At 73.7% G+C, this 19,796-nt stretch carries 12 protein-coding genes; 8 read left to right on the top strand and 4 right to left on the bottom strand.

What is annotated here, in order from left to right; translation table 11 throughout:
• Positions 1 to 5: 5 nt before the first annotated feature.
• A complete protein-coding gene (locus OG251_RS06220) occupies positions 6 to 770 on the bottom strand; it encodes a glycerophosphodiester phosphodiesterase family protein (RefSeq protein WP_326676215.1) in 765 nt (254 codons plus the stop codon).
• Entirely contained in the window at positions 767 to 1,435 is a 669-nt protein-coding gene (gene yczE, locus OG251_RS06215; protein WP_326676214.1) for a membrane protein YczE, read from the bottom strand. Before yczE ends, OG251_RS06220 begins: the two co-directional genes overlap by 4 nt.
• A 102-nt stretch (positions 1,436 to 1,537) precedes the next feature.
• On the opposite strand from yczE, the gene OG251_RS06210 reads away from it, so the two are divergent.
• Positions 1,538 to 3,037 (top strand): SCO1417 family MocR-like transcription factor, encoded by a 1,500-nt coding sequence (locus OG251_RS06210; protein ID WP_326676213.1) that lies wholly within the window; start codon positions 1,538 to 1,540, stop codon positions 3,035 to 3,037.
• Positions 3,038 to 3,119: 82 nt separating this feature from the next.
• Here OG251_RS06210 and OG251_RS06205 read toward each other — a convergent pair whose 3' ends face one another.
• Both OG251_RS06205 and OG251_RS06200 read right to left on the bottom strand, forming a co-directional pair.
• Positions 3,120 to 4,883 (bottom strand): hypothetical protein, encoded by a 1,764-nt coding sequence (locus OG251_RS06205; protein ID WP_326676212.1) that lies wholly within the window; start codon positions 4,881 to 4,883, stop codon positions 3,120 to 3,122.
• 35 nt (positions 4,884 to 4,918) lie between these two features.
• Positions 4,919 to 5,113 carry a hypothetical protein gene (locus tag OG251_RS06200; protein ID WP_073722514.1) on the bottom strand — a complete coding sequence of 65 codons (195 nt, stop codon included), beginning with the start codon at positions 5,111 to 5,113 and terminating at the stop codon, positions 4,919 to 4,921.
• Positions 5,114 to 5,425: 312 nt separating this feature from the next.
• Here OG251_RS06200 and OG251_RS06195 point away from each other — a divergent pair, with 312 nt between their 5' ends.
• The 7 genes from OG251_RS06195 (at position 5,426) to OG251_RS06165 (ending at position 19,709) form a co-directional block, all read left to right on the top strand.
• Positions 5,426 to 5,818, top strand: a complete 393-nt coding sequence (locus OG251_RS06195; protein WP_326676211.1) for an ankyrin repeat domain-containing protein — start codon at positions 5,426 to 5,428, stop codon at positions 5,816 to 5,818.
• Positions 5,819 to 6,082: 264 nt separating this feature from the next.
• Complete coding sequence (locus tag OG251_RS06190; RefSeq protein WP_326676210.1) at positions 6,083 to 7,501, top strand: HEAT repeat domain-containing protein; 1,419 nt, start codon at positions 6,083 to 6,085, stop codon at positions 7,499 to 7,501.
• Between the two features lie 105 nt (positions 7,502 to 7,606).
• Positions 7,607 to 8,176: a DUF4240 domain-containing protein gene (locus OG251_RS06185; RefSeq protein WP_326676209.1), complete on the top strand. Its 570-nt coding sequence runs from the start codon at positions 7,607 to 7,609 to the stop codon at positions 8,174 to 8,176.
• Positions 8,177 to 8,324: 148 nt separating this feature from the next.
• Entirely contained in the window at positions 8,325 to 12,035 is a 3,711-nt protein-coding gene (locus OG251_RS06180; RefSeq protein ID WP_326676208.1) for a hydantoinase B/oxoprolinase family protein, read from the top strand.
• Between the two features lie 201 nt (positions 12,036 to 12,236).
• On the top strand, positions 12,237 to 13,763 hold the full coding sequence (locus tag OG251_RS06175) for a hypothetical protein (protein WP_326676207.1): 1,527 nt from the start codon (positions 12,237 to 12,239) through the stop codon (positions 13,761 to 13,763).
• A 76-nt stretch (positions 13,764 to 13,839) separates the two neighbouring features.
• On the top strand, positions 13,840 to 14,769 hold the full coding sequence (locus tag OG251_RS06170; RefSeq protein WP_326676206.1) for a hypothetical protein: 930 nt from the start codon (positions 13,840 to 13,842) through the stop codon (positions 14,767 to 14,769).
• 110 nt (positions 14,770 to 14,879) lie between these two features.
• On the top strand, positions 14,880 to 19,709 hold the full coding sequence (locus OG251_RS06165) for a hypothetical protein (protein WP_326676205.1): 4,830 nt from the start codon (positions 14,880 to 14,882) through the stop codon (positions 19,707 to 19,709).
• Positions 19,710 to 19,796: the final 87 nt, after the last annotated feature.

Raw genomic sequence — 19,796 nt, 5'->3', positions numbered from 1 at the left:
CGGCGTCATGCCCAGGCCCCCCGCTCACTCAGCACCGTTCGCAGCGTCTCGATGTGATCGGTCATGATGCCATCCACTCCGAGGTCCAGGAGCGCTGTCATCCGTTCCGGTTCGTTCACCGTCCAGACATGGACCTGAAGCCCGCGCGCATGCGCCGTACGGACGAAACTCCGGTCGACGACCCGGATACCGTTCTGGCTCTCGGGAACCTGCGCGCACACGGCACCCGCGCGCAGCGCCGCCGGAATGCCGTACGAGCGGAGCCGCAGGCCAAGGACGCCGCGCACCCCGTACGACGTGGCCAGCCGCCCACCGGCCGCGCGCTGCGCCCTGGCCACCCTCGCCTCCGAGAACGAGCCGACGCACACCCGGTCCCAGGCGTCGGCGCGGCGGATCAGGTCGAGGAGCGGCGCGAGCGCGGACTCCGTCTTCAGGTCGACGTTCCAGCGGGCCCCGGGGAACTCCTCCAGCAGCTCCTCGAAGAGCGGCAGCGGTTCGCTGCCCGCCACCCTGGCCCGCCGCACCTGACTCCACGGCAGTTCGGATATCCGTCCCCGGCCGTCCGTCACCCGGTCCAGCGTGGCGTCGTGGAAGGCGACCAGCCGGCCGTCGGCCGTGGTGTGCACATCGGTCTCGAAGTAGCGGTAGCCCGCCGCGGCCGCCCGGCGGAACGCGGCCGCGGTGTTCTCCACCCCGTCCGCCGCCCCGCCGCGATGGGCGAACGGAATCGTCGTGGGGTGGTCCAGATAGGGGTGGCGTCCAGAGTTCACTGCGGCAGTATGGCCCGCTCCGGTGTCGGGGCGGCAACGGCCCCGGGGTCCTCGGCGGGCGACGGGACGGCGAAGACGCGAAGGAAGACCTGCGCGAGCGGGCCGATCGCCAGCGCGTACAGGACCGTGCCGATGCCGAGCGAGCCGCCGAGCAGGAAGCCGGTGACCACGACGGCCACCTCGATCGCCGTGCGGACCAGCCGGATGGACCGTCCGGTGACCCGGTTCAGGCCGGTCATCAGTCCGTCGCGCGGGCCGGGGCCGAACCGGGTGGTGATGTAGAGGCCCGTCGCCACCCCGTTGAACAGGACACCGGCGAGCATCAGCGGGACACGCGCCGCGAGCCCGTGCGCCTCCGGCAGCAGGGCGAGGGTGCCGTCCATGGCCAGGCCGACCACGAAGACGTTCGACACGGTGCCGAGCCCGGGGCGCTGCCGGAGGGGGATCCACAGCAGCAGCACGACCGCGCCGACGATGATCGAGACGACGCCGATGGAGATGCCGGTCAGTTCGGTGAGGCCCTGGTGCAGCACGCCCCACGGCTCCAGGCCGAGGCCGGCCCGTACGAGAGCTGCCGCACTCGCGCCGTACAGCGCCAGGCCGACGTACAGCTGGACCAGCCGCCGGGTGAGACGGGTGCCGCTCCGGGCGGTTGTCCTGAACACGTGGTGCCCCCTGCTGTGGTGGTGGTGGACTGCTGCGTGTCACTCTGTGGCAGGGGATTGGCTGCCAACTATGGCCAATCCGAGGAAGGTGGACTGATTTCGATGGTGCAGTGGACTTCGACGGTCGGTGCGGCGCAGCTCGCCCGGCAGCTCCAGGCCCAGCAGCCCCGGCCCGCCGGACCGGGCAGCCGCAAGCCGCCCGCCTACCGCGCGCTCGCCGACGGGGTGCGGCTGCTCGTCCTCGAAGGCCGGGTCCCGGTCGCCGCCCGGCTCCCCGCCGAACGGGAGCTGGCCCTGGCCCTGGCCGTCAGCCGGACGACCGTCGCCGCCGCCTACGAGGCGCTGCGGGCCGAAGGATTCCTGGAGTCCCGGCGCGGCGCCGGCAGCTGGACGGCGGTCCCGGCGGGCAACCCGCTGCCCGCCCGCGGGCTCGAACCGCTGCCCCCGGAGTCGCTCGGCTCGATGATCGACCTGGGGTGCGCCTCGCTGCCGGCCCCCGAACCGTGGCTGACCCGGGCCGTTCAGGGGGCGCTGGAGGAGCTGCCGCCGTACGCGCACACGCACGGCGACTACCCGGCCGGTCTGCCCGCGCTGCGGCAGCTGATCGCCGACCGCTACACCGAACGCGGCATCCCGACGATGCCGGAACAGATCATGGTCACCACCGGCGCGATGGGCGCCATCGACGCGATCTGCCATCTCTTCGCCGGACGCGGTGAGCGCATCGCCGTGGAGTCGCCCAGTTACGCCAACATCCTCCAGCTGATGCGTGAGGCGGGCGCCCGGCTGGTACCGGTGGCGATGGAGGAGGGGCTCGGCGGCTGGGACATGAACCGCTGGCGGCAGGTGCTGCGCGACTCCGCACCCCGGCTCGCCTATGTCGTCGCCGACTTCCACAACCCCACCGGCGCCCTGGCCGACGAACAGCAGCGCAGGGCCCTGGTCGACGCGGCCCGCTCCGCCGGAACGGTCCTGGTCGTCGACGAGACCATGAGCGAGCTGCGCCTGGACGCCGATGTCGCCATGCCGCGCCGGGTCTGCGCGTTCGATCCCGCGGGCAGCACGGTCCTGACCGTCGGCTCGGCCAGCAAGGCGTTCTGGGCCGGCATGCGGATCGGCTGGGTGCGGGCCGCCCCGGATGTGATCCGCAGCCTGGTGGCCGCCCGCGCCTACGCCGACATGGGCACACCCGTTCTGGAGCAGCTCGCCATCAACTGGCTGATGCGTACCGGAGGCTGGGAGCAGGCGGTGGAGGTCCGGCGCGGCCAGGCACGGGATAACCGGGACGCACTGGTCACGGCGCTGCGCCGGGAGCTGCCCGACTGGGAGTTCGGGGTGCCGGGCGGCGGGCTGACCCTGTGGGTGCGTACGGGCGGCCTCTCCGGCTCCCGGCTGGCCGTGGCGGGCGAGCGGGTCGGCGTGCGGGTGCCGTCCGGTCCCCGGTTCGGCGTCGACGGGGCGTTCGAGGGTTACGTACGGCTGCCGTTCACCGTGGGGGGTCCGGTGGCGGACGAGGCGGCCGTCCGGCTCGCGGCCGCCGCGGAGCTGGTGCGGTCGGGGGCGGGCGCCGGGGTCGAGGCGCCGCGGAGCTTCGTGGCCTGAGAGCCGCGTACCTCGCGGGACGGCGGGCGGACGGCAGGTCACCGGACCCGCCGCCCGCCCGCCGTCGTGTGCGCGGAGGGAGTCACCCCTCGGCCACCGCCGGCTGGGGCTTGCCCTGCGGCTCCGAGGGCCTGAGGTCCATCGCCACGGCCTCGACCGGCACCGTCTCCATGGGTTCGGCCTCGGCCCGGATCACCTCGGCCGTGACCGTCTCCTCCGGCATCGACCGAGGCATCGACAGGGACATCGGCGGAGACACCGGCGGGGGTTCCGCGGCATGCTCCCCGTCCGTCTCCCGGCCGGGAACGTCCGTGTCCAGGGGGTTCAGGGGGTTCTGGGGGTTCTGGCGGGCCGGCAGCAGGTCGAGCACCGCCTGCCGGTGCGCGGCGCTCGTGGCGTCGTCGTACGGGTCGGGTGTGGCCGGGACCTGGAGCCGCAGCACCGGCCCCGCGCCGAGCCTGGCGTACCCACGGCCGGCCGGGACCTCCGCGGTCGGGGTGGTGTGCGGCTGGATCCCGAGGACGGACTCGATCTGCTCGCGCGAGGCCGGGCCGAGGACGGCACGGGCCCGGGTGTGGGTCCGTACGGTCTCGCTGAGGGTGTCCAGGCTGTCGAACTGGTCGGTCAGCACCACGGTGACCCCGGCCGCCCGGCCGTGCCGCAGCGGAACCTGGAGCAGCTCCTGCGGATCGGGCCTGCCGTCGGCGGCCGCGAGGTGCCCGAGGGCGCTCGGCCGGTCCAGCAGGACCCAGAGCGGGCGCGTGATGTCGTCGGGAGCGGGGTGCCCGGCCTGCCGTGCGCGGTTGGCGGCGATCAGGCGGCGTTCCGTCTCGTGCGCGGCCCACTCCAGGGCCGCCAGCGCTCCGGTCAGTCCGCACTCCACGGCGAGGACTCCGGCCCGGCCTGTCAGAGCGCCGTACTCACCGGCTCCGCTGCCTTCGACGACGAGGATGTCGCCGTGCTGGAGGGCCTGGAGGGCGATCGAGCGGAGCAGGGTCGTGGTGCCGCTGCCGGGCTGCCCGACGACCAGCAGATGGGGTTCCGTGCAGCGGGCGCCGGTCCGCCAGACGACGGGGGAGGCGTCGCGGGTCTCGTCGCCGTCCCGCACGGGAGCGGTGCGGGAGACCGCGCCCGAGTCGGTGAAGCCGAGGACGGTCTCGCCCGGGGCGGTGACGAAGCGCTGGGCCGCGATCGAGGTGGGCAGCGGGTCGAGCACCGTCATCACGAGCTGGTTGGCCTCCTCGTCCCAGGCGAAGTGGTACTCGCGGCCGCGGCCCGACTTGGCGTGCAGCAGCTGCTCGATCCGGGTCCGGGAGGCGGCCTCGCCGTCGGTGAAGTACGCCGGGTAGGACACCTGGAGACGGGTGGGACGGCCGTCGTCGTCGAACGCGAAACCGCCGAAGACCTTCTCCCAGTCGCCGCCGTGGGAGAACAGCGGACTGGGGTCGTCGGCCACGGAGAAGTACGGCACGAGCGCCTCGTAGAGGGACCGCAGCCGCCCGGTCTCGGTGTCGTCGGGGCCGGTCTTCACGGGCGTGCGTTCCCGTCCCTTCCAGGCGGCAGCGCCCATCACCGAGACCAGGGCCAGCACGGGCCCGTGCGGGATGAGCGCCACCACGAGCACGCAGGCCGCAGTGAGGAACAGCTTGGGACCGCGCCGCTCCTTGGGTGTCGCGATCCATTTCTGCCGTCCTGCCACGGCCAGCAGCCGCAGACCACGAACGACCGTGATCAGCGGATGGAGTACGTCGGTGGCGCTGTCGGCGGCCGTACGCGCGATCTCCCGACTGCGAGTGATCGAAGCGCTGCCGCTGCTCAGAATGCGGGGGAGTGGTCGCCGGGCCACGTCTGTCTCCTGAAGGTGGAAGCGGTTGCGGAGCGTCAGAACTTGATCCCGCCCAGCAGGCCGGCGAGGCTCGCCCCGCCCGCTGTGATGCTCGGTGCGATGGCGGTGCCGGCCAGATAGAAGCCGAACAGGGCGCAGATGAGGGCGTGCGACGCCTTGAGCCCGTCCTTCTTGAAGAACAGGAAGACGATGATGCCGAGCAGGACGACGCCCGAGATGGAAAGGATCATGAGTGTTCTCCTGGTTGAGGGGACAGTCACCATGAGTCCTTCCAGGCTCACAGGAAGTATCTATACGATAAAGGGGGCATTCAGGTGAAAAAGATGCATTTTCACCTGGTTGGCGGAGGGAAGTCGGGTGTCCGGGGGGAGCATTTCGGCGCCCCCGCAGGGCAGGAGTCACTCGCGGTGATCTGTTGCCGCATCCGGGCCGGGTCATGTCGGCCCCGGAGCAGTACCCTGTCGATTCACTCGTACGGCCCCGTGCCGTACTCCCCACCAGGTCAGCGGCAGCAGTAACGGTGATGAAAGGCGGTCCGTCCGATGAGCGAAACCCCCGATCCCGAGGTGGTCGAGCTGGCGACCAAGGTCTTCGACCTGGCCCGCCGCGGTGAGGCGGACGCGCTCGCCGCGTACGTCGACGCCGGCGTACCCGCGAATCTCACCAACGACCGGGGCGACTCGCTCCTGATGCTCGCCGCCTACCACGGGCACGCCACGGCGGTCACCGCCCTCGTCGCCCGCGGCGCCGACCCGGACCGGGCCAACGACCGGGGCCAGACCCCGCTGGCCGGAGCCGTCTTCAAGGGCGAGAACGGCGTGATCGACGCACTCCTCGCCGCGGGCGCCGACCCCGCCGCCGGAACGCCGTCCGCGCTGGACACGGCGCACATGTTCGGCAAGACCGACCTGCTGGAACGCTTCGGTGCCCGCTGAGGCGTCCGCGGGCACGGTGTGCGGCATGCCCACCGGTATGTCCGCTGACCGGTCCGTCGTAAATGTGGTCGCGGTGGCGAAATGGCTGGGTCATCATGACGTCGCGGGTCCGCTCAGGACCACCGACGAGAGGCAGAGGAAGATGGTCTACACCAGGCAGAAGACGGCGGTCGGCCGATCATGTTGCTGCGCGGCATAGTGCCCACGGGCACGTGGAACGGCACAGTCCCGGTTGCGTCGACAGCTTGATGTGAGGCATTTTCCATGTTCGATCCGTTCATAGCGCCGAGCGGTACCCTGCTCGGCCTGTTGCAGAGGGGCCGCGGCGACGGCACCCTCCACGCGCTCGCCGCGCCGCGCCCCGAGGCCCTCGCGGCTCTCAACCACTGCGTTCTGAGCGACCCGCGGCACGACTGGCAGGTCGAGAACCGCTCCCTCTACTACGCGCGCCTGTACCTCGATCTCGACGGCGGCATCGAAGAGATCGAGCAGCACCTGCGCGACCCCGACGACCACGTCGACACCGACGACTCACGCACGGGCCTGGCCCTCGCGGTCCTCGGACACCTCGCCTCGTACGGGCGCGACGACGCGCTCGCCCTGCTGCGGCGGTACGCGGCCACCGGCGCCAACTGGGCCTGGGCACTGGACGAGCTGGCCCTGCGCGACGACGACGCCGGGCTGCGCTCCCTCGCCGTGCCCGTGCTCGGCCGCTTCCCGGCCACCCCGGAGGGCGCCGCCGAACTGGCCGTCGCCGTACGGGACGCCTATGAACCGCGCCCCTGGCGGCTGTGGGCCGACGATGCGCGCGAAGCGGTCGGCGCCCGGGTCAGAGCCGCCACCGAACAGGGCTCGTTCGACCGCTGGCAGCGTCAGATGCGCGCCGGCGGCCCCCGCCCCGGCTGGAGCGTCCAGGCCGTCTTCGACTGGGCCGAGCAGGCACGGGAACGCGGCAGCGAACTGCACGTCCCCGCCGCCCGCTGCCTCGCCGCGGTCGCCGGTCCCGACGACCGGCCGATGATCGTCGAGGCCGCCCGCAGCGGTCCCGAAGGCGCCCGCTGCGCCGCACTGCACTACCTCGTGGAGGCCAGGGACCCGGCCGTGCTCGACCTGGTCGAGGCCGCCGCCGCCGACCCCTCGCGCACCGTCGCCGAAGCGGCCGTCGCCGCCTTCGAGCGGATGCCCGGCGAAGCCGCCGTGGACCGGGCCCGGCGCTGGGCGCACCGGCCCGACGCGCTCGGCGCCTCCGCCGCCGGACTCCTCGCCTGCCGGGGAACGGCCCAGGACGCTCCGCTCGTGCTCGGCGCCCTGCGCGAAGCCGTACGCGGCGACGGGCCCGACGCCCGGCGGCTGTGGACCCTCGTCGACGGCACCGGCCGCCTGGGCATCGCCTGCGCCGCCCCCGTACTGCGCCACGTCTACCGCGAGACGTCCTCCTCGCACCTGCGGGGCCGGGCGGCACGGGCGCTGGCCGCCACCGACCCGTCGTTCGCCACCGGATTCGCGGTGGAGTGCCTGTGGGACTGCGAGGAGACCACGCGCGAGGTCGCCGCGCTCCATGCGGAGACCGGGGACATCCGGGTCGCCGAGCGCCTGCGCCGGCTGGCCGCGGACCCGGCCGAGGAGGCCGAGGTGCAGACCGCCGTGCGCAGCCGGATCGGTCCCGACGCACCGGCCGTCTGACGCGCGGACCCGGGGCCGGGCGGTGGTGGATTCCGGCACCTGTCGGGATCCGCGCGCCGCGGGAGCCCCGGCCGTTGTCGTACCCCCGATCTAGGCTCTCGGTCCATGGATACCGAAGACTGGTGGGACATCGTCGAGCGGGCGCGCGGGGCGGCCGGTGACCGGGCGGACGACCGCGACCCGCCCGACGACCCGCTGCCCGACCGCCTGACCGAGGTGCTCGCCGCACGGCGGCCGACGGAGATCGTCGACTTCTCCGTGAAGGCGATAGAGGTCGCCGCCGCCGCGTACCGGTGGCCGCTGTGGAACGCGGCCTATCTGATCGAGGGCGGCTGCGGCGACGACGGGTTCAGGGACTTCCGCGACGGGCTGATCCTGCTCGGACGGGAGACGTTCACCCGCGCCGTGGCCGATCCCGACTCCCTGGCCGAACTGCCCGTGGTGGTCCGGATGAGCGACGGGAACGGCTGGATCGGCTACGAGTCGCTGAGCGTGCCGACAACGGAGGCGTACCGCAGGATCAAGGGCGAGACCGCGTCCCTCGACGCGGCGGTGGAGGCGGCCCTGGCGGGAAGGGCGCACCCCGTCCAGCCCTCCGGAGACGACTGGGACGCCGAGGACGACGACGAGACGCGGCGCCGCCTCCCCCGGCTCGCGGCACTCTTCCTGCGCTGAGCCGGGTGCGCCTGCCCGGACCGGTGCCGCGTGCGCGCGGGGACGGACACGGGCGGGCGCGCGAGGAGTGCGCCGGAGGGGCCGGCTGCGCCACGCCCTGCGCGGTCCCGTCCCCGCGCGCTCCCGCACCCGGCGCCACAATGGCGGGATGACCGGACGCTGGGAGTTCTGGATCGACCGGGGCGGCACCTTCACCGATGTGGTGGGCCGCCACCCCGACGGCCACCTGATCACCCGCAAGCTCCTCTCGCACGACCCCGGGCGCTACCGCGACGCCGCCGTCGCCGGGATCCGGCTGCTCCTCGGCCTCGGCCCCGCGGACCCGGTGCCCGCCGACCGGATCGCGGCCGTGAAGATGGGTACCACCGTGGCGACCAACGCCCTGCTGGAGCGGCGCGGCGAACCCACCGTCCTCCTCATCACCCGGGGTTTCCGGGACGCGCTGAGGATCGCGTACCAGAACCGCCCCCACCTCTTCGACCGGCACATCGTGCTTCCCGAGGCCGTCCACGACCGGGTGATCGAGGTCCCGGAGCGGATCGACGCCCACGGCCGGACCGTGGAACCCCTCGATCTCGCCCCGGTGGCCGGACAGCTGAGAGCCGCGTACGACGACGGCATCCGCAGCGCGGCCGTCGTCCTCATGCACGGCTACCGGTACCCCGCCCACGAACGGGCCGTCGCCGCCGCCGCACGCGCGGCGGGCTTCACCCAGGTCAGCGGTTCCCACGAGGTCAGCCCGCTGATCCGCCTCGTACCGCGCGGCGACACCACGGTCGTGGACGCCTACCTCTCGCCGATCCTGCGCCGGTACGTCGACGAGGTCGCCGCCGAACTGGGCGGCATCCGGCTGATGTTCATGCAGTCCAACGGCGGCCTGCGGGCGGCCGCCCACTTCCGCGGCAAGGACGCCGTGCTCTCCGGCCCGGCGGGCGGCGTCGTGGGCATGGCCCGCACGTCGCAGCAGGCCGGATACGACCGGGTCATCGGCTTCGACATGGGCGGCACGTCCACCGACGTGTCGCACTACTCGGGCGAGTTCGAGCGGGAACTCGGGACCCAGGTGGCCGGGGTACGGATGCGCGCGCCCATGATGCGCATCCACACGGTCGCGGCGGGCGGCGGTTCCCTCCTGCACTTCGACGGCCGCCGCTACCGCGTCGGGCCCGACTCGGCGGGCGCCGTGCCCGGACCGGCCTGCTACCGGCGCGGCGGACCGCTCACCGTCACGGACGCCAACGTGATGCTCGGCCGGGTCCAGCCCGCGCACTTCCCGGCCGTGTTCGGCCCGGACGGGGACCTGCCCCTCGACGCGGGCCTGGTACGTGAGCGCTTCGAGGACCTGGCCGCCGAGGTGGCCTCGGCCACCGGGAAGCGGCCCACCGCCGCGGAGGTCGCCGCGGGCTTCCTGGAGATCGCCGTGCTCAACATGGCGACCGCGGTCAAGAAGATCTCCGTACAGCGCGGCCACGACATCACCCGTTACGCCCTGACCGGCTTCGGAGGGGCGGGCGGCCAGCACGTCTGCGCGGTCGCCGACGCCCTCGGCATCGACACCGTCCTCGTACCACCGCTCGCCGGGGTGCTCTCCGCGTACGGGATCGGTCTCGCCGACGCCACCTCGATGCGTGAACAGTCCGTCGAGGCCGAACTGGACGGGACGGTCCGGGAACGGGTGGCCCGGCTCTGTGCCGAACTGGCCGGCCGTGCCCGTGCCGACCTCCGGGGCGACGGGGTGCCCGACTCCGCCATCGGCACCGCGGCCCGAGCGCTGTTGCGGTACGCGGGCACGGACGCCGCGCTGCCGGTCGCCCTGGACACCGTCTCCGCCATGACCGAGGAGTTCACCTCCGTCCACCGGGCCCGCTTCGGGTTCACCATGGACAAACCGCTCGTCGTCGAGACGGTCTCGGTGGAGGCGACCGGAACGGCCGGGCCGCACACCCCGCACCGGGCCGACGCCACCGCACGCGAGGGCGCGCTGCGACCGAGGGACACCGTACGGATGTTCGCCGACGGCGGATGGCGGAGGACCCCGCTCCACCGGCGGGAGGACCTGCGCCCCGGGGACACCGTGACCGGCCCCGCCGTCGTCGCCGAGGACGACGCCACCACGGTCGTCGATCCCGGCTGGCAGGCCGAGGCCGGCCCGACCGGGCATCTGGTGCTGACGCGGGCCCGCCCCCGCCCCGAACGGACCGCCGTCGGCACCAGGGTGGACCCGGTGATGCTGGAGGTGTTCAACAACCTCTTCATGTCGATCGCCGAGCAGATGGGCGTACGTCTGGAGAACACCGCCCACTCCGTCAACATCAAGGAACGGCTGGACTTCTCCTGCGCCCTCTTCGACGCGGACGGCAACCTCATCGCCAACGCGCCGCACATTCCGGTGCACCTCGGATCGATGGGGGAGTCCATCAAGGAAGTGCTGCGGCGCAACGAGGGCACCATGCGCCCCGGCGACGTGTACGCCATCAACGACCCGTACCACGGAGGCACGCATCTGCCCGATGTGACGGTCGTGACGCCCGTGTTCGACCTCGACGGAAGCAGCGGAGGGGACGGGGGAGAGGAAGGGGCCGGAGGGGGCGGCGAAAAGGTCGGGGGAGAGGAAGGGGGCGGAGGAGACGGAGAGGCAGCCGGGGGAGCGACGGGCACCCTGCGCTTCCTGGTGGCCTCGCGCGGACACCACGCCGAGATCGGGGGCATCACCCCCGGTTCCATGCCCGCCTTCAGCCGCACGATCCACGAGGAGGGCGTGCTGTTCGACAACTGGCTCCTGGTGCGCGACGGCCGGCTCCGCGAGACCGAGACCCGCGACCTCCTCACCTCCGCCGCGTACCCCTCCCGCGACCCGGACACCAACCTCGCCGACCTGCGCGCCCAGATCGCCGCCAACGAGAAGGGCATCGCCGAACTGCGCCGCATGGTGGACCAGTTCGGGCTGGACGTCGTCGACGCCTACATGGGCCACGTCCAGGACAACGCCGAGGAATCCGTACGCCGCATCATCGCGGGACTGGAAGACGGCGCCTGCCGCTACGAGACCGACAACGGTGCCGTGATCGACGTGACGCTGACCGTGGACCGGGCCACCCGTGACGCCGTGATCGACTTCACCGGCACCTCCCCCCAGCAACCGGGCAACTTCAACGCCCCCAGGTCCGTCGTCATGGCCGCGGTCCTGTACGTCTTCCGGACCCTGGTCGCCGAGGACATCCCGCTCAACAGCGGTTGCCTCAAGCCCCTGGACGTAAGGATTCCCGACGGCTCGATGCTGTCACCCGTCCACCCGGCGGCGACCGTCGCGGGCAACGTGGAGACGTCCCAGGCCGTCACCGGAGCCCTCTACGCGGCCCTGGGGGGCCAGGCCGAGGGATCCGGCACGATGAACAACCTCTCCTTCGGCAACGACCGTGTCCAGTACTACGAGACGGTCGCGAGCGGGTCCGGAGCGGGGGACGGCTTCGACGGCACCGACGCCGTACAGACCCATATGACGAACTCCCGGCTCACCGACCCGGAGATTCTGGAGTGGCGCCTGCCCGTCCTGCTGGAGAGCTTCCGCGTGCGCGAAGGCAGCGGAGGGGCGGGCCGGTGGCACGGCGGCCGGGGCGTGGAGCGCCGGATCCGCTTCCTCGAACCGGTCACGGTGGCCCTGCTCTCCAGCCACCGCCGAGTCCCCCCGTACGGCATGGCGGGCGGCGAACCCGGAGCCCTGGGAAGCCAGCGCATCGAGCGCGCCGACGGTGTCACCGTCACGGAACTGAAGGGCTGTGACACCGCGGACCTGGACGCCGGTGACATCCTGGTCGTCCGTACACCGGGAGGCGGCGGATACGGCGCCCGCGCCGAGTGACGCGGCGGTTGTCACCGCGGAGTCCGGGGGCCGGTGGGAGCGGAAGCCTCCGGTACGGTTCAGGGCCGGTGGAGGCGCCGCGCCCGGTACGGTTCGCACCGGGCGAACGGAGCCGCTCCCGGCCTCCGCAACGGCCGGGCCGGGGCGGTCGCTTCTGCGCCGTTTCGACCGTTGTCGGTACGAGGACCTAATCTGTCCCACGTGACTTCGCCTGCCTACACGGACAACGCTGCGCCCCAGCTCAGCGCGGGGCCGCGGCCCGCCCCGGGCCCCGCCGCCGACGAGGGGCTCTCGCGGCGGCTGCGCGCCCTCGCCTGCACGGCGCCGCTGCACGACCTCGACGTGCGCAAGGCGAACCTGGCCGGTGAGTACACGGTCTACGCGATGGCGGAGGTCGCCCTCGCCGCGATCGACCTGGTCACGCTCAACATGGACTTCGACACGGGCGCCGACCACGACCAGATAGTGGCCAGACTCCTGCCCCGCGTCGGTGCGCAGGCCCCGCGGCGCCCCGTCGCCGAGCACGAGCGGGTCGCCCGCTGGGTCCTGGAGAACCTGATCAACGTCGGGAGCGTCGACCGCGGGTTCCGCGCGGTGTACGGCACCTTCGGCCCGGACGGCGCGTACGTCCGCCGGGACTACGACTTCAAGCTCATCGAAGAGGTCCCGGGCTACGGCGGCAGCGTCTACCTCCGCACCACCGACGAGGCGGTCAACGTCCTGGTCGGCGCCCTGGACACCGACGTCACCAGCGCCCAGATCGCGGCCGAGGTGAAGCTGGAGGTCCTGATCAGCCGGGGCCGCCTCGCCGACGCCCAGCTCGCCGCCGAACAGGCCCGCTACCGCACCGTGCAGTACGCCGAGACGCTCCGCAGGACCCTGGAGGCGACCCGGCGCAACGTGCGCGCGGTCGACTGGCTCAACGCCGTCCCGGACATGATCGACGAAGCCCTGGACCACGTGGCCGACCGCTACCGCCACGAGAACGCGATCCTCACCAACATCCGCAAGGCACGCGACGAGGCCGAGGACCCCGAGCACAAACGGCGCGCCGCCGAGCTCGTCGACATCGTCAAGGACTGCATCCGCCGCCACACCCAGCTCCAGTCACGCCTGCTGGAGGCGGGACCGCTGTTCCGCGCCGAACAGGACCGGCAGGCGTTCGCCGCCCCCACCGCGCGGGTCGGCCTCGACCTGTACGGGCAGCTCGTCGCCCCGCTGCTCCCGCTCCCCGTCGAACAGTCGATCCGCGCCACCGACGCCTTCTTCGCGCACGGCACCGGACTGCGCACACCCACGTCCGTACGGGTGGGCGACCTGGTCGACATGCTCCTCACCCCGCCCCTGGAGCGTGAGCACCTCGGCGCGGAGATGCCCGAGCCCGATCTCATCGCCACCCCGGACGACAGCCGGTTCAGCGAGGAACAGCTCGCGAGCGCCATGACCCTGCTCGAACTGGAACACGACGCGCCGCGACGGCTCTCCGGCCTGCTCGCCGAGGCCCGCCTCAGCGACCCCGAACTGCCGTATCTGGTCGCCCTGCTCGCCGTCCACGCGGCGAGCCCGCCCGTCGGCACCGCCTACCGGCAGGGCGAGCGGCGCCTGCTGTTCGCGGTCGACGACGGTACGCAGCTGGACGACCCGGAGTTCGGCGGCGCCGACCTCATAGTGGGCACGGCCCTGCTGGACGCGGCCGGAATGGCCGCCGACCGCAAGGAGGCGTCTTGACCGCCGCCGACCGCCCGCCGCCGGGTTCCGGGCCCCACTCCGTACCGAAGATCCTCCGCAGCAAGGAGCCACGGCCGTGAGCGACCACCACGCCGAGCACACCGACGCGTGGGGCGAGCCGTCCGGCACGCACCCCACGTACGGCACCGACACCACCGCGCCCGAGGAAGCGGTCGCCGCGACCCCCGTCACCCCGGCCGACGCCGCCGACGCCGCACGGCTGGTCTCCTTCGGACTGCAGCCCAAACTGCTGCCGGCCCGGGACGCCGAGTACGCCGAACTGCTCCGCCGCTACCGGGAGGAGCCCGCCTTCGCCCGGCTCGCCGACGCCGTCGCCACCGGGCTCGGGCTCATCGTCCTGGAGGTGTCGGCGCGGGCAGGCATGGCGGTGACCGCGGGCGAGGACTCGGTCTTCGCCGTACGCATGGGCGACTATGCCCGCCGCGCCTCCTCCGACGCCGCCGACCGCTTCCTGCACGGCCTCGCCCACCTGGCGGTCGCGGCCATGGCCTTCCCCCGCCCCGAGGACCTCGCCGACGACGCGTACATCGGCCGGATCACGGTCAACGGCGTCGATGCCTTCGTCCGCCAGGCCTGTCACCGTCTGGAGGAACGCGCCGAGGAACAGGGCGACAACAGCGACCCGGCCACCGACACCCCGGGGCTGGAAGCCGGATGGCGGATCTACGCCCGCCGCAGCGCCACCGGAGCGACCAAGGACGCCCGGCGACTGGCCGGCTCCACCACCGGCATCATCGGCAAGGCCGTCGCCTTCCTCACCGACTCCGGCTTCCTCCAGCGCACCGGGGACGACGCGGGCGGCGCCTACCGCACCACCGCCCGCTATCAGCTCCAGGTACGCGACATGGCGGGCGGCGCGGCCATGGCCGAGCTGCTGGAGCTCGGCGTCGTGCCCGTCACGGACGGCACCGCCACCCTGCTGCCGCCGCCCGACACCGACGACCTGGAGCTCGCCGCCGACGCGGGCCTGCCCTTCCACGCCTGAGGCAGCCACCACCCGCCGCCTCCCGCCCACCGCTGCCCGCCCCGCATCCGCCGCTCCGCCCCGCACCTGCCGCTCCGCACCCGCTTTCCGAACGACGAGAGTCCGCCGCCATGTACGAGTTGTCCCGGGTCCGCCTCTACTCCATCGGGCCTGCCGGTGCGCGCTACGCCGACACCGTCCTCGACCTGCGCGGTGTCGGTGAGCCCGTACCCAGTCCCGCGCCGGCCCAGGCCGAGTTCTTCGAGGACGAGCCGGTCGGCCCGCCGCGCCGCCCGGCCCCCGCGGGTGTGCTCTTCCTGGAGAACGGCGGCGGCAAGTCCGTCCTGCTCAAGCTGATCTTCTCGGTGATGCTGCCCGGTCACCGCAACACCCTGGGCGGCGCCAGCTCCGGCGTCCTGCGCAAGTTCCTGCTCGCCGACGACTGCGGCCATGTCGCCCTGGAATGGCAGCACACCCTCACCGGCGAATGCGTCGTCGTCGGCAAGGTCAGCGAATGGCGCGGCCACCAGGTCTCCAACGACCCGCGAAGGTTCGCCGAGGCCTGGTACTCCTTCCGCCCCGGCCCCGGACTCAGCCTGGACAACCTCCCGGTCGCCGAGGCCACCTCCGTGGGCCGCCCCGTCGAGGGAGCCTCCGGCGCGCAGGGCAGGCGCCGCACCATGAAGGGCTTCCGCGACGCCCTGATGGACGCGGGCAAGTTCTACCAGCACCTCGACGTGCACTGGGAAGAGATCCACGACCGCTGGAACGAACACCTCGGCGACCTCGGGCTCGACCCCGAACTCTTCCGCTACCAGCGCGAGATGAACGCCGACGAGGGTGAGGCCGCCGGTCTCTTCGCGGTCAAGAAGGACTCCGACTTCACCGACCTGCTGCTCCGCGCCGTCACCGACACCCGCGACACCGACGGCCTCGCCGACCTCGTCAGCGGCTTCGGCAACAAGCTGGGACGCCGCGCCGAACTCACCGCCGAACGCGACTTCACCGCGGGCTCCGTCGATCTGCTGGGCAGGATCGTCGACGCCACCGCGACCCGCTCCCGCGCCCGCGACATCCACGCGGGCGCCGAACGCCGCACCCGTACGCTCGCCCGCCGCCTCGCCGCCCGCGCCGCCGAGGAGCGCGGCCGCACCGCCGAGCTGGCCCAGCAGGTCACCGCCGCCGCCCACACCGTCACCGAGGCCGAGGCGACCCGCAGCCGCCGCGCCCTGATCGCGGCCGAACTGGCCTACCGGCACGCGTCGCTGGCCCTGACCGTGGCCGAGAAGAGCGCCGCGGCCCAGCGCCGCGAACTCGGCGAGGCCAGGACCCTGCACTCCGCCTGGCAGGCCGCCGAAGCCGTGCTGCGCCACCGTGCCGCCGCCGACCGCTCGGCCAGGGTCGCCGTCGCGATCCGTGAGGCCGAACGCGACGCCGCCCCCGCGCTCGCCGCCCGTGCCACCGCCGCCGCCGACCTCGTACGCGCCCTGCACACCGCCGCCGAGAACGGCGAACGCGTGGCCAACGAGGAGGAGGAGCGCTCCGACACCCTCCAGGCCACCGGCGAGCGGGCCCACCGCGACGCCACGATCGCGGCCACCGAGGCCCAGCGCGCCCGCAGTGAGGCCGGCCACCTGCGCCAGCGCCTGGCCGAGGTCGAGCAGGAGACCACCGAAGCGGTCCGGGCCGGCTGGCTCGACGACACCGCGCCCGATGCCGACCCGGCCCGCGCGGCCCTGGCGGCGAGCGACGCCGAGCAGGCGGCCGTCGCGTCCTGGGACACCGCCCGGGACGCCGCGAGAGCGGCCGCCGACCACGCCAGGGAGGCGGCGGCCGAGGAGAGCCGCACCGATCTCGCCGCGGCCCGCGCCGCCGACGCCGCGAACGCCGCGGAACAGTCGTACGAGGACGAGCTCGGGGCCGCCGAATCGATCGCCGCCGACCACCGCCTCGCGGACCTGCTGGGCCTGCCCTCCGCCTCCGGGGTACCGCACCCCCGCCGCGGCGCCCACGCTCCGGGGGCCGAACCGGACCCGGCCACGGGCGACCCGCACGGCACCGCGCACCGGGACACCACCGGGATCCGGGAGACCACCGGGATCCGGGAGGACGACGCCCGGTCCACCGCGTCCGGCCCCGACCGCCAGGGAACGGTCGCCGTCGACGACCGGTCCGCGACCGCACAGCAGCCCCTGAGCGCCGAGGAGTTCGACCGCAGCGCCGACGAACTGCGGGACCTCCTCGACCAGGGCGTCGCCGCCGCCGAGCGCAGGCTCTTCGACCTGCGCACCGCGGCCGCCGACGACGCGCGGATCCTCGGCGCGCTCGGCGACGGCGGTCTGCTGCCGCCGGGACCCGACGTCCTCGCCACTGTCGAATACCTCGGTGAGCACGGCATCCCCGCCCTGCCCGGCTGGCGCTACCTCGCCCAGGCCGTCGACCCGGCCGACCACGCCGCGGTGCTCGCCGCCCGCCCCGAGCTCGTCGACGGCGTCGTGATCACCGACCCCGACTCGCACGCCCGCGCCCGCGAGGTCCTGGGCGCCGCGGCCCTGCTGCCCCGCTCGGCCGTCGCCGTCGGCACCACCGCGGCGCTCCTCGCCCCCGTCCCGGCCCCCGGCACCGGGCCGGACGCGCACACGGACGGCGTCTTCCTGGTCCCGCCGAACCCGGCCATGCACGACGAGCACGCCGCGGACGAGGAGCGGCAGGCGCTCAGGAGCCGGGCCTCCGCCCGCGACGAGGACATCCGGACCCTCGCGGCCCGCCTCGCCGGCGACCGCTCGCTCGCCGCCCGTATCGGCTCCTGGCGCGCCGACTGCCCGCCCGGCATGCTCGCCGAGCTGGCAACCGCCGCCGCCACCGCCCGTACCGCCGCCGAAGCGGCCGAGGCCGCACTCGCCGAGGCCCGCACCGTCCGCGCCGAGGCCGACGAGGCCGCCGCCGACACCGCCCGCGTCCGCGACGAACGCCAGGAGGCCGCCCAGCGCGCCCGCCGCGCCGCCGACGCCCTCGCCGGGCTCGCCTTCCGCCTCCGCGAGCGAGCCGGCTGGCAGGCACGCCTGCGCGAACTGGTCGACGAGGCCGCCGAGTCCGAAGCCCGCGCCACCGTCTGTCTGGACCGGGCCCGTGCCGCCGACGAGGACCGCCGGGCCGCCCAGCGCGCCGGGGACGACGCCCGCCGTACGGCCCGTGCCCTGCGCGCCGAACGCACCGAGATCGCCGGTGCCCCGGAAGTGCTTCCGGAGCCCGACGCGGACCGCGTCCGCACCGCCCTGCCCACCCTGCGCGAGGCGTACCGGGCCGCGTCCCAGCTCTACGAGAAGGTGGGCGTCGGCGCCGACCTGCGCGCCGAACAGGCCCGTGCGGAGAGCGACGAGAGCGCCGCGCTCGCCGAGCTGGACCGCCTCACCAACAAGGTCCGCACCCGTGCCGCCCAGCTCCTCGAAGGGACCGACGGCGCCGACGGCCCCTCCCGGCAGGCGGCCGCGTCCCGGGCCGAGTCCCTCGTCCAGCTCCTGGAGACCCGCGCCTCCACCGCCAGCGAACAGCTGGGCCGGTTGCGCGGCGAAGCGGAAAGGCTCGCACCGCAGGACGACGAAGCACGCCACACCGAGCTGCCCGAGGAATTGGTCCCGGCCGACGCCGAGCAGGCCCAGAGCCTCCTGCGTACGGCCACGGCCGAACGGGCCCTGGCCACCGCGGCCCTGGACACCGCCCGCGCCTTCCACGCCGATCTGCTGCACGCCCACCGCACCGCGGAGGACTCGGCGGGCGGCTTCGACGAGACCGCCGCGCTCCTGCGCGACCTGCTCAGGGACCACAGCGCGGACGACGACGCGGAGAGCCCCGACACGTATCCCGGCAGCCTCGACGAGGCCCGGCAGTCCGCCACCGAGGCCCGCCGCTCCCTGCGCGGCTGCGCCGGCGACCTCTCGGCGGCCGAGAGCGCCGTACGGGAAGCGAGCGACATCCTCGTACGGCACGCCAACTCCACCCGCTACGAACAGGTGCGCACCCCCGCGCGGCAGCAGATCCGTGAGCTCCCGGCCGCCGCGCTGCCCGACCACGCGGAGAAGTGGGCCGCCGCGTTCGCCCCCCGGCTGCGCGTCCTCACCGACGAACTGGTGCAACTGGAGCGCAACCGCGACTCCATCGTCGACCGGCTCCGTGGCCTCGTGGAGTCCGCCCTCACCACCCTCCGCTCGGCACAGCGGCTCTCGCAGCTCCCCGAAGGGCTGGGGGAGTGGTCGGGTCAGGAGTTCCTCCGGATCCGCTTCGAGGAGCCCGACCAGGCCACGCTCACCGAACGCCTCGGGGAAGTCGTCGACGAGGCCACGCGCGCCGCGCTCAAGAAGAACTCCGACCTGCGCCGCGACGGCATGTCCCTGCTGCTGCGCGGCGTTCAGGCGGCGCTCCAGCCCAAGGGCATCGCGGTGGAGATCCTCAAGCCGGACGCGGTGCTCCGCGCCGAGCGGGTCCCGGTGGGACAGATGGGTGACGTCTTCTCCGGCGGCCAGCTGCTCACCGCCGCCATCGCCCTCTACTGCACGATGGCAGCACTGCGCAGCAATGACCGCGGACGCGACCGTCACCAGCACCGGCACGCCGGGACGCTGTTCCTCGACAACCCCATCGGCCGCGCCAACGCGACCTATCTGCTGGAGCTCCAGCGTGCGGTGTCGGACGCGCTCGGTGTCCAGCTGCTGTACACGACCGGGCTGTTCGATACGACGGCGTTGGCCGAATTCCCGCTGGTCATCAGGTTGCGCAATGACGCGGACCTCAGGGCGGGACTGAAGTACATCAGCGTGGAGGAGCACCTGCGGCCCGGACTGCCTCAGCAGCACCCGGACGGCGAGGCGGTCCACGGCGAGATCACGGCGACCCGCATGTTCAAGCGGAGCACGTCGGCCCCGGCGGCGGCGGACGTCCAGAGCCCGGAGCCGACCACCGGCTGACCCGGACCGCCCGGCGGCGGCCCCACGGTCCGTACAGCGACGTGGGGCCGGCCCCGGACTCGTGGGCCACGGGCTCTTGGGTCACGG

The organism is Streptomyces sp. NBC_01237 (assembly GCF_035917275.1).
Taxonomy (GTDB): domain Bacteria; phylum Actinomycetota; class Actinomycetes; order Streptomycetales; family Streptomycetaceae; genus Streptomyces.
Note: the sequence above shows the minus strand (reverse complement) of the source record. Positions and strands in the feature narration are given on the sequence as shown.

What these genes read in the sequence shown, in the direction of transcription:
- OG251_RS06210 (WP_326676213.1), top strand. Translation starts at nt 1,538, where the DNA reads ATGGTGCAGTGGACTTCGACGGTCGGTGCGGCGCAGCTCGCCCGGCAG.
- OG251_RS06200 (WP_073722514.1), bottom strand. Translation starts at nt 5,113, where the DNA reads ATGATCCTTTCCATCTCGGGCGTCGTCCTGCTCGGCATCATCGTCTTC.
- OG251_RS06195 (WP_326676211.1), top strand. Translation starts at nt 5,426, where the DNA reads ATGAGCGAAACCCCCGATCCCGAGGTGGTCGAGCTGGCGACCAAGGTC.
- OG251_RS06190 (WP_326676210.1), top strand. Translation starts at nt 6,083, where the DNA reads ATGTTCGATCCGTTCATAGCGCCGAGCGGTACCCTGCTCGGCCTGTTG.
- OG251_RS06185 (WP_326676209.1), top strand. Translation starts at nt 7,607, where the DNA reads ATGGATACCGAAGACTGGTGGGACATCGTCGAGCGGGCGCGCGGGGCG.
- OG251_RS06180 (WP_326676208.1), top strand. Translation starts at nt 8,325, where the DNA reads ATGACCGGACGCTGGGAGTTCTGGATCGACCGGGGCGGCACCTTCACC.
- OG251_RS06165 (WP_326676205.1), top strand. Translation starts at nt 14,880, where the DNA reads ATGTACGAGTTGTCCCGGGTCCGCCTCTACTCCATCGGGCCTGCCGGT.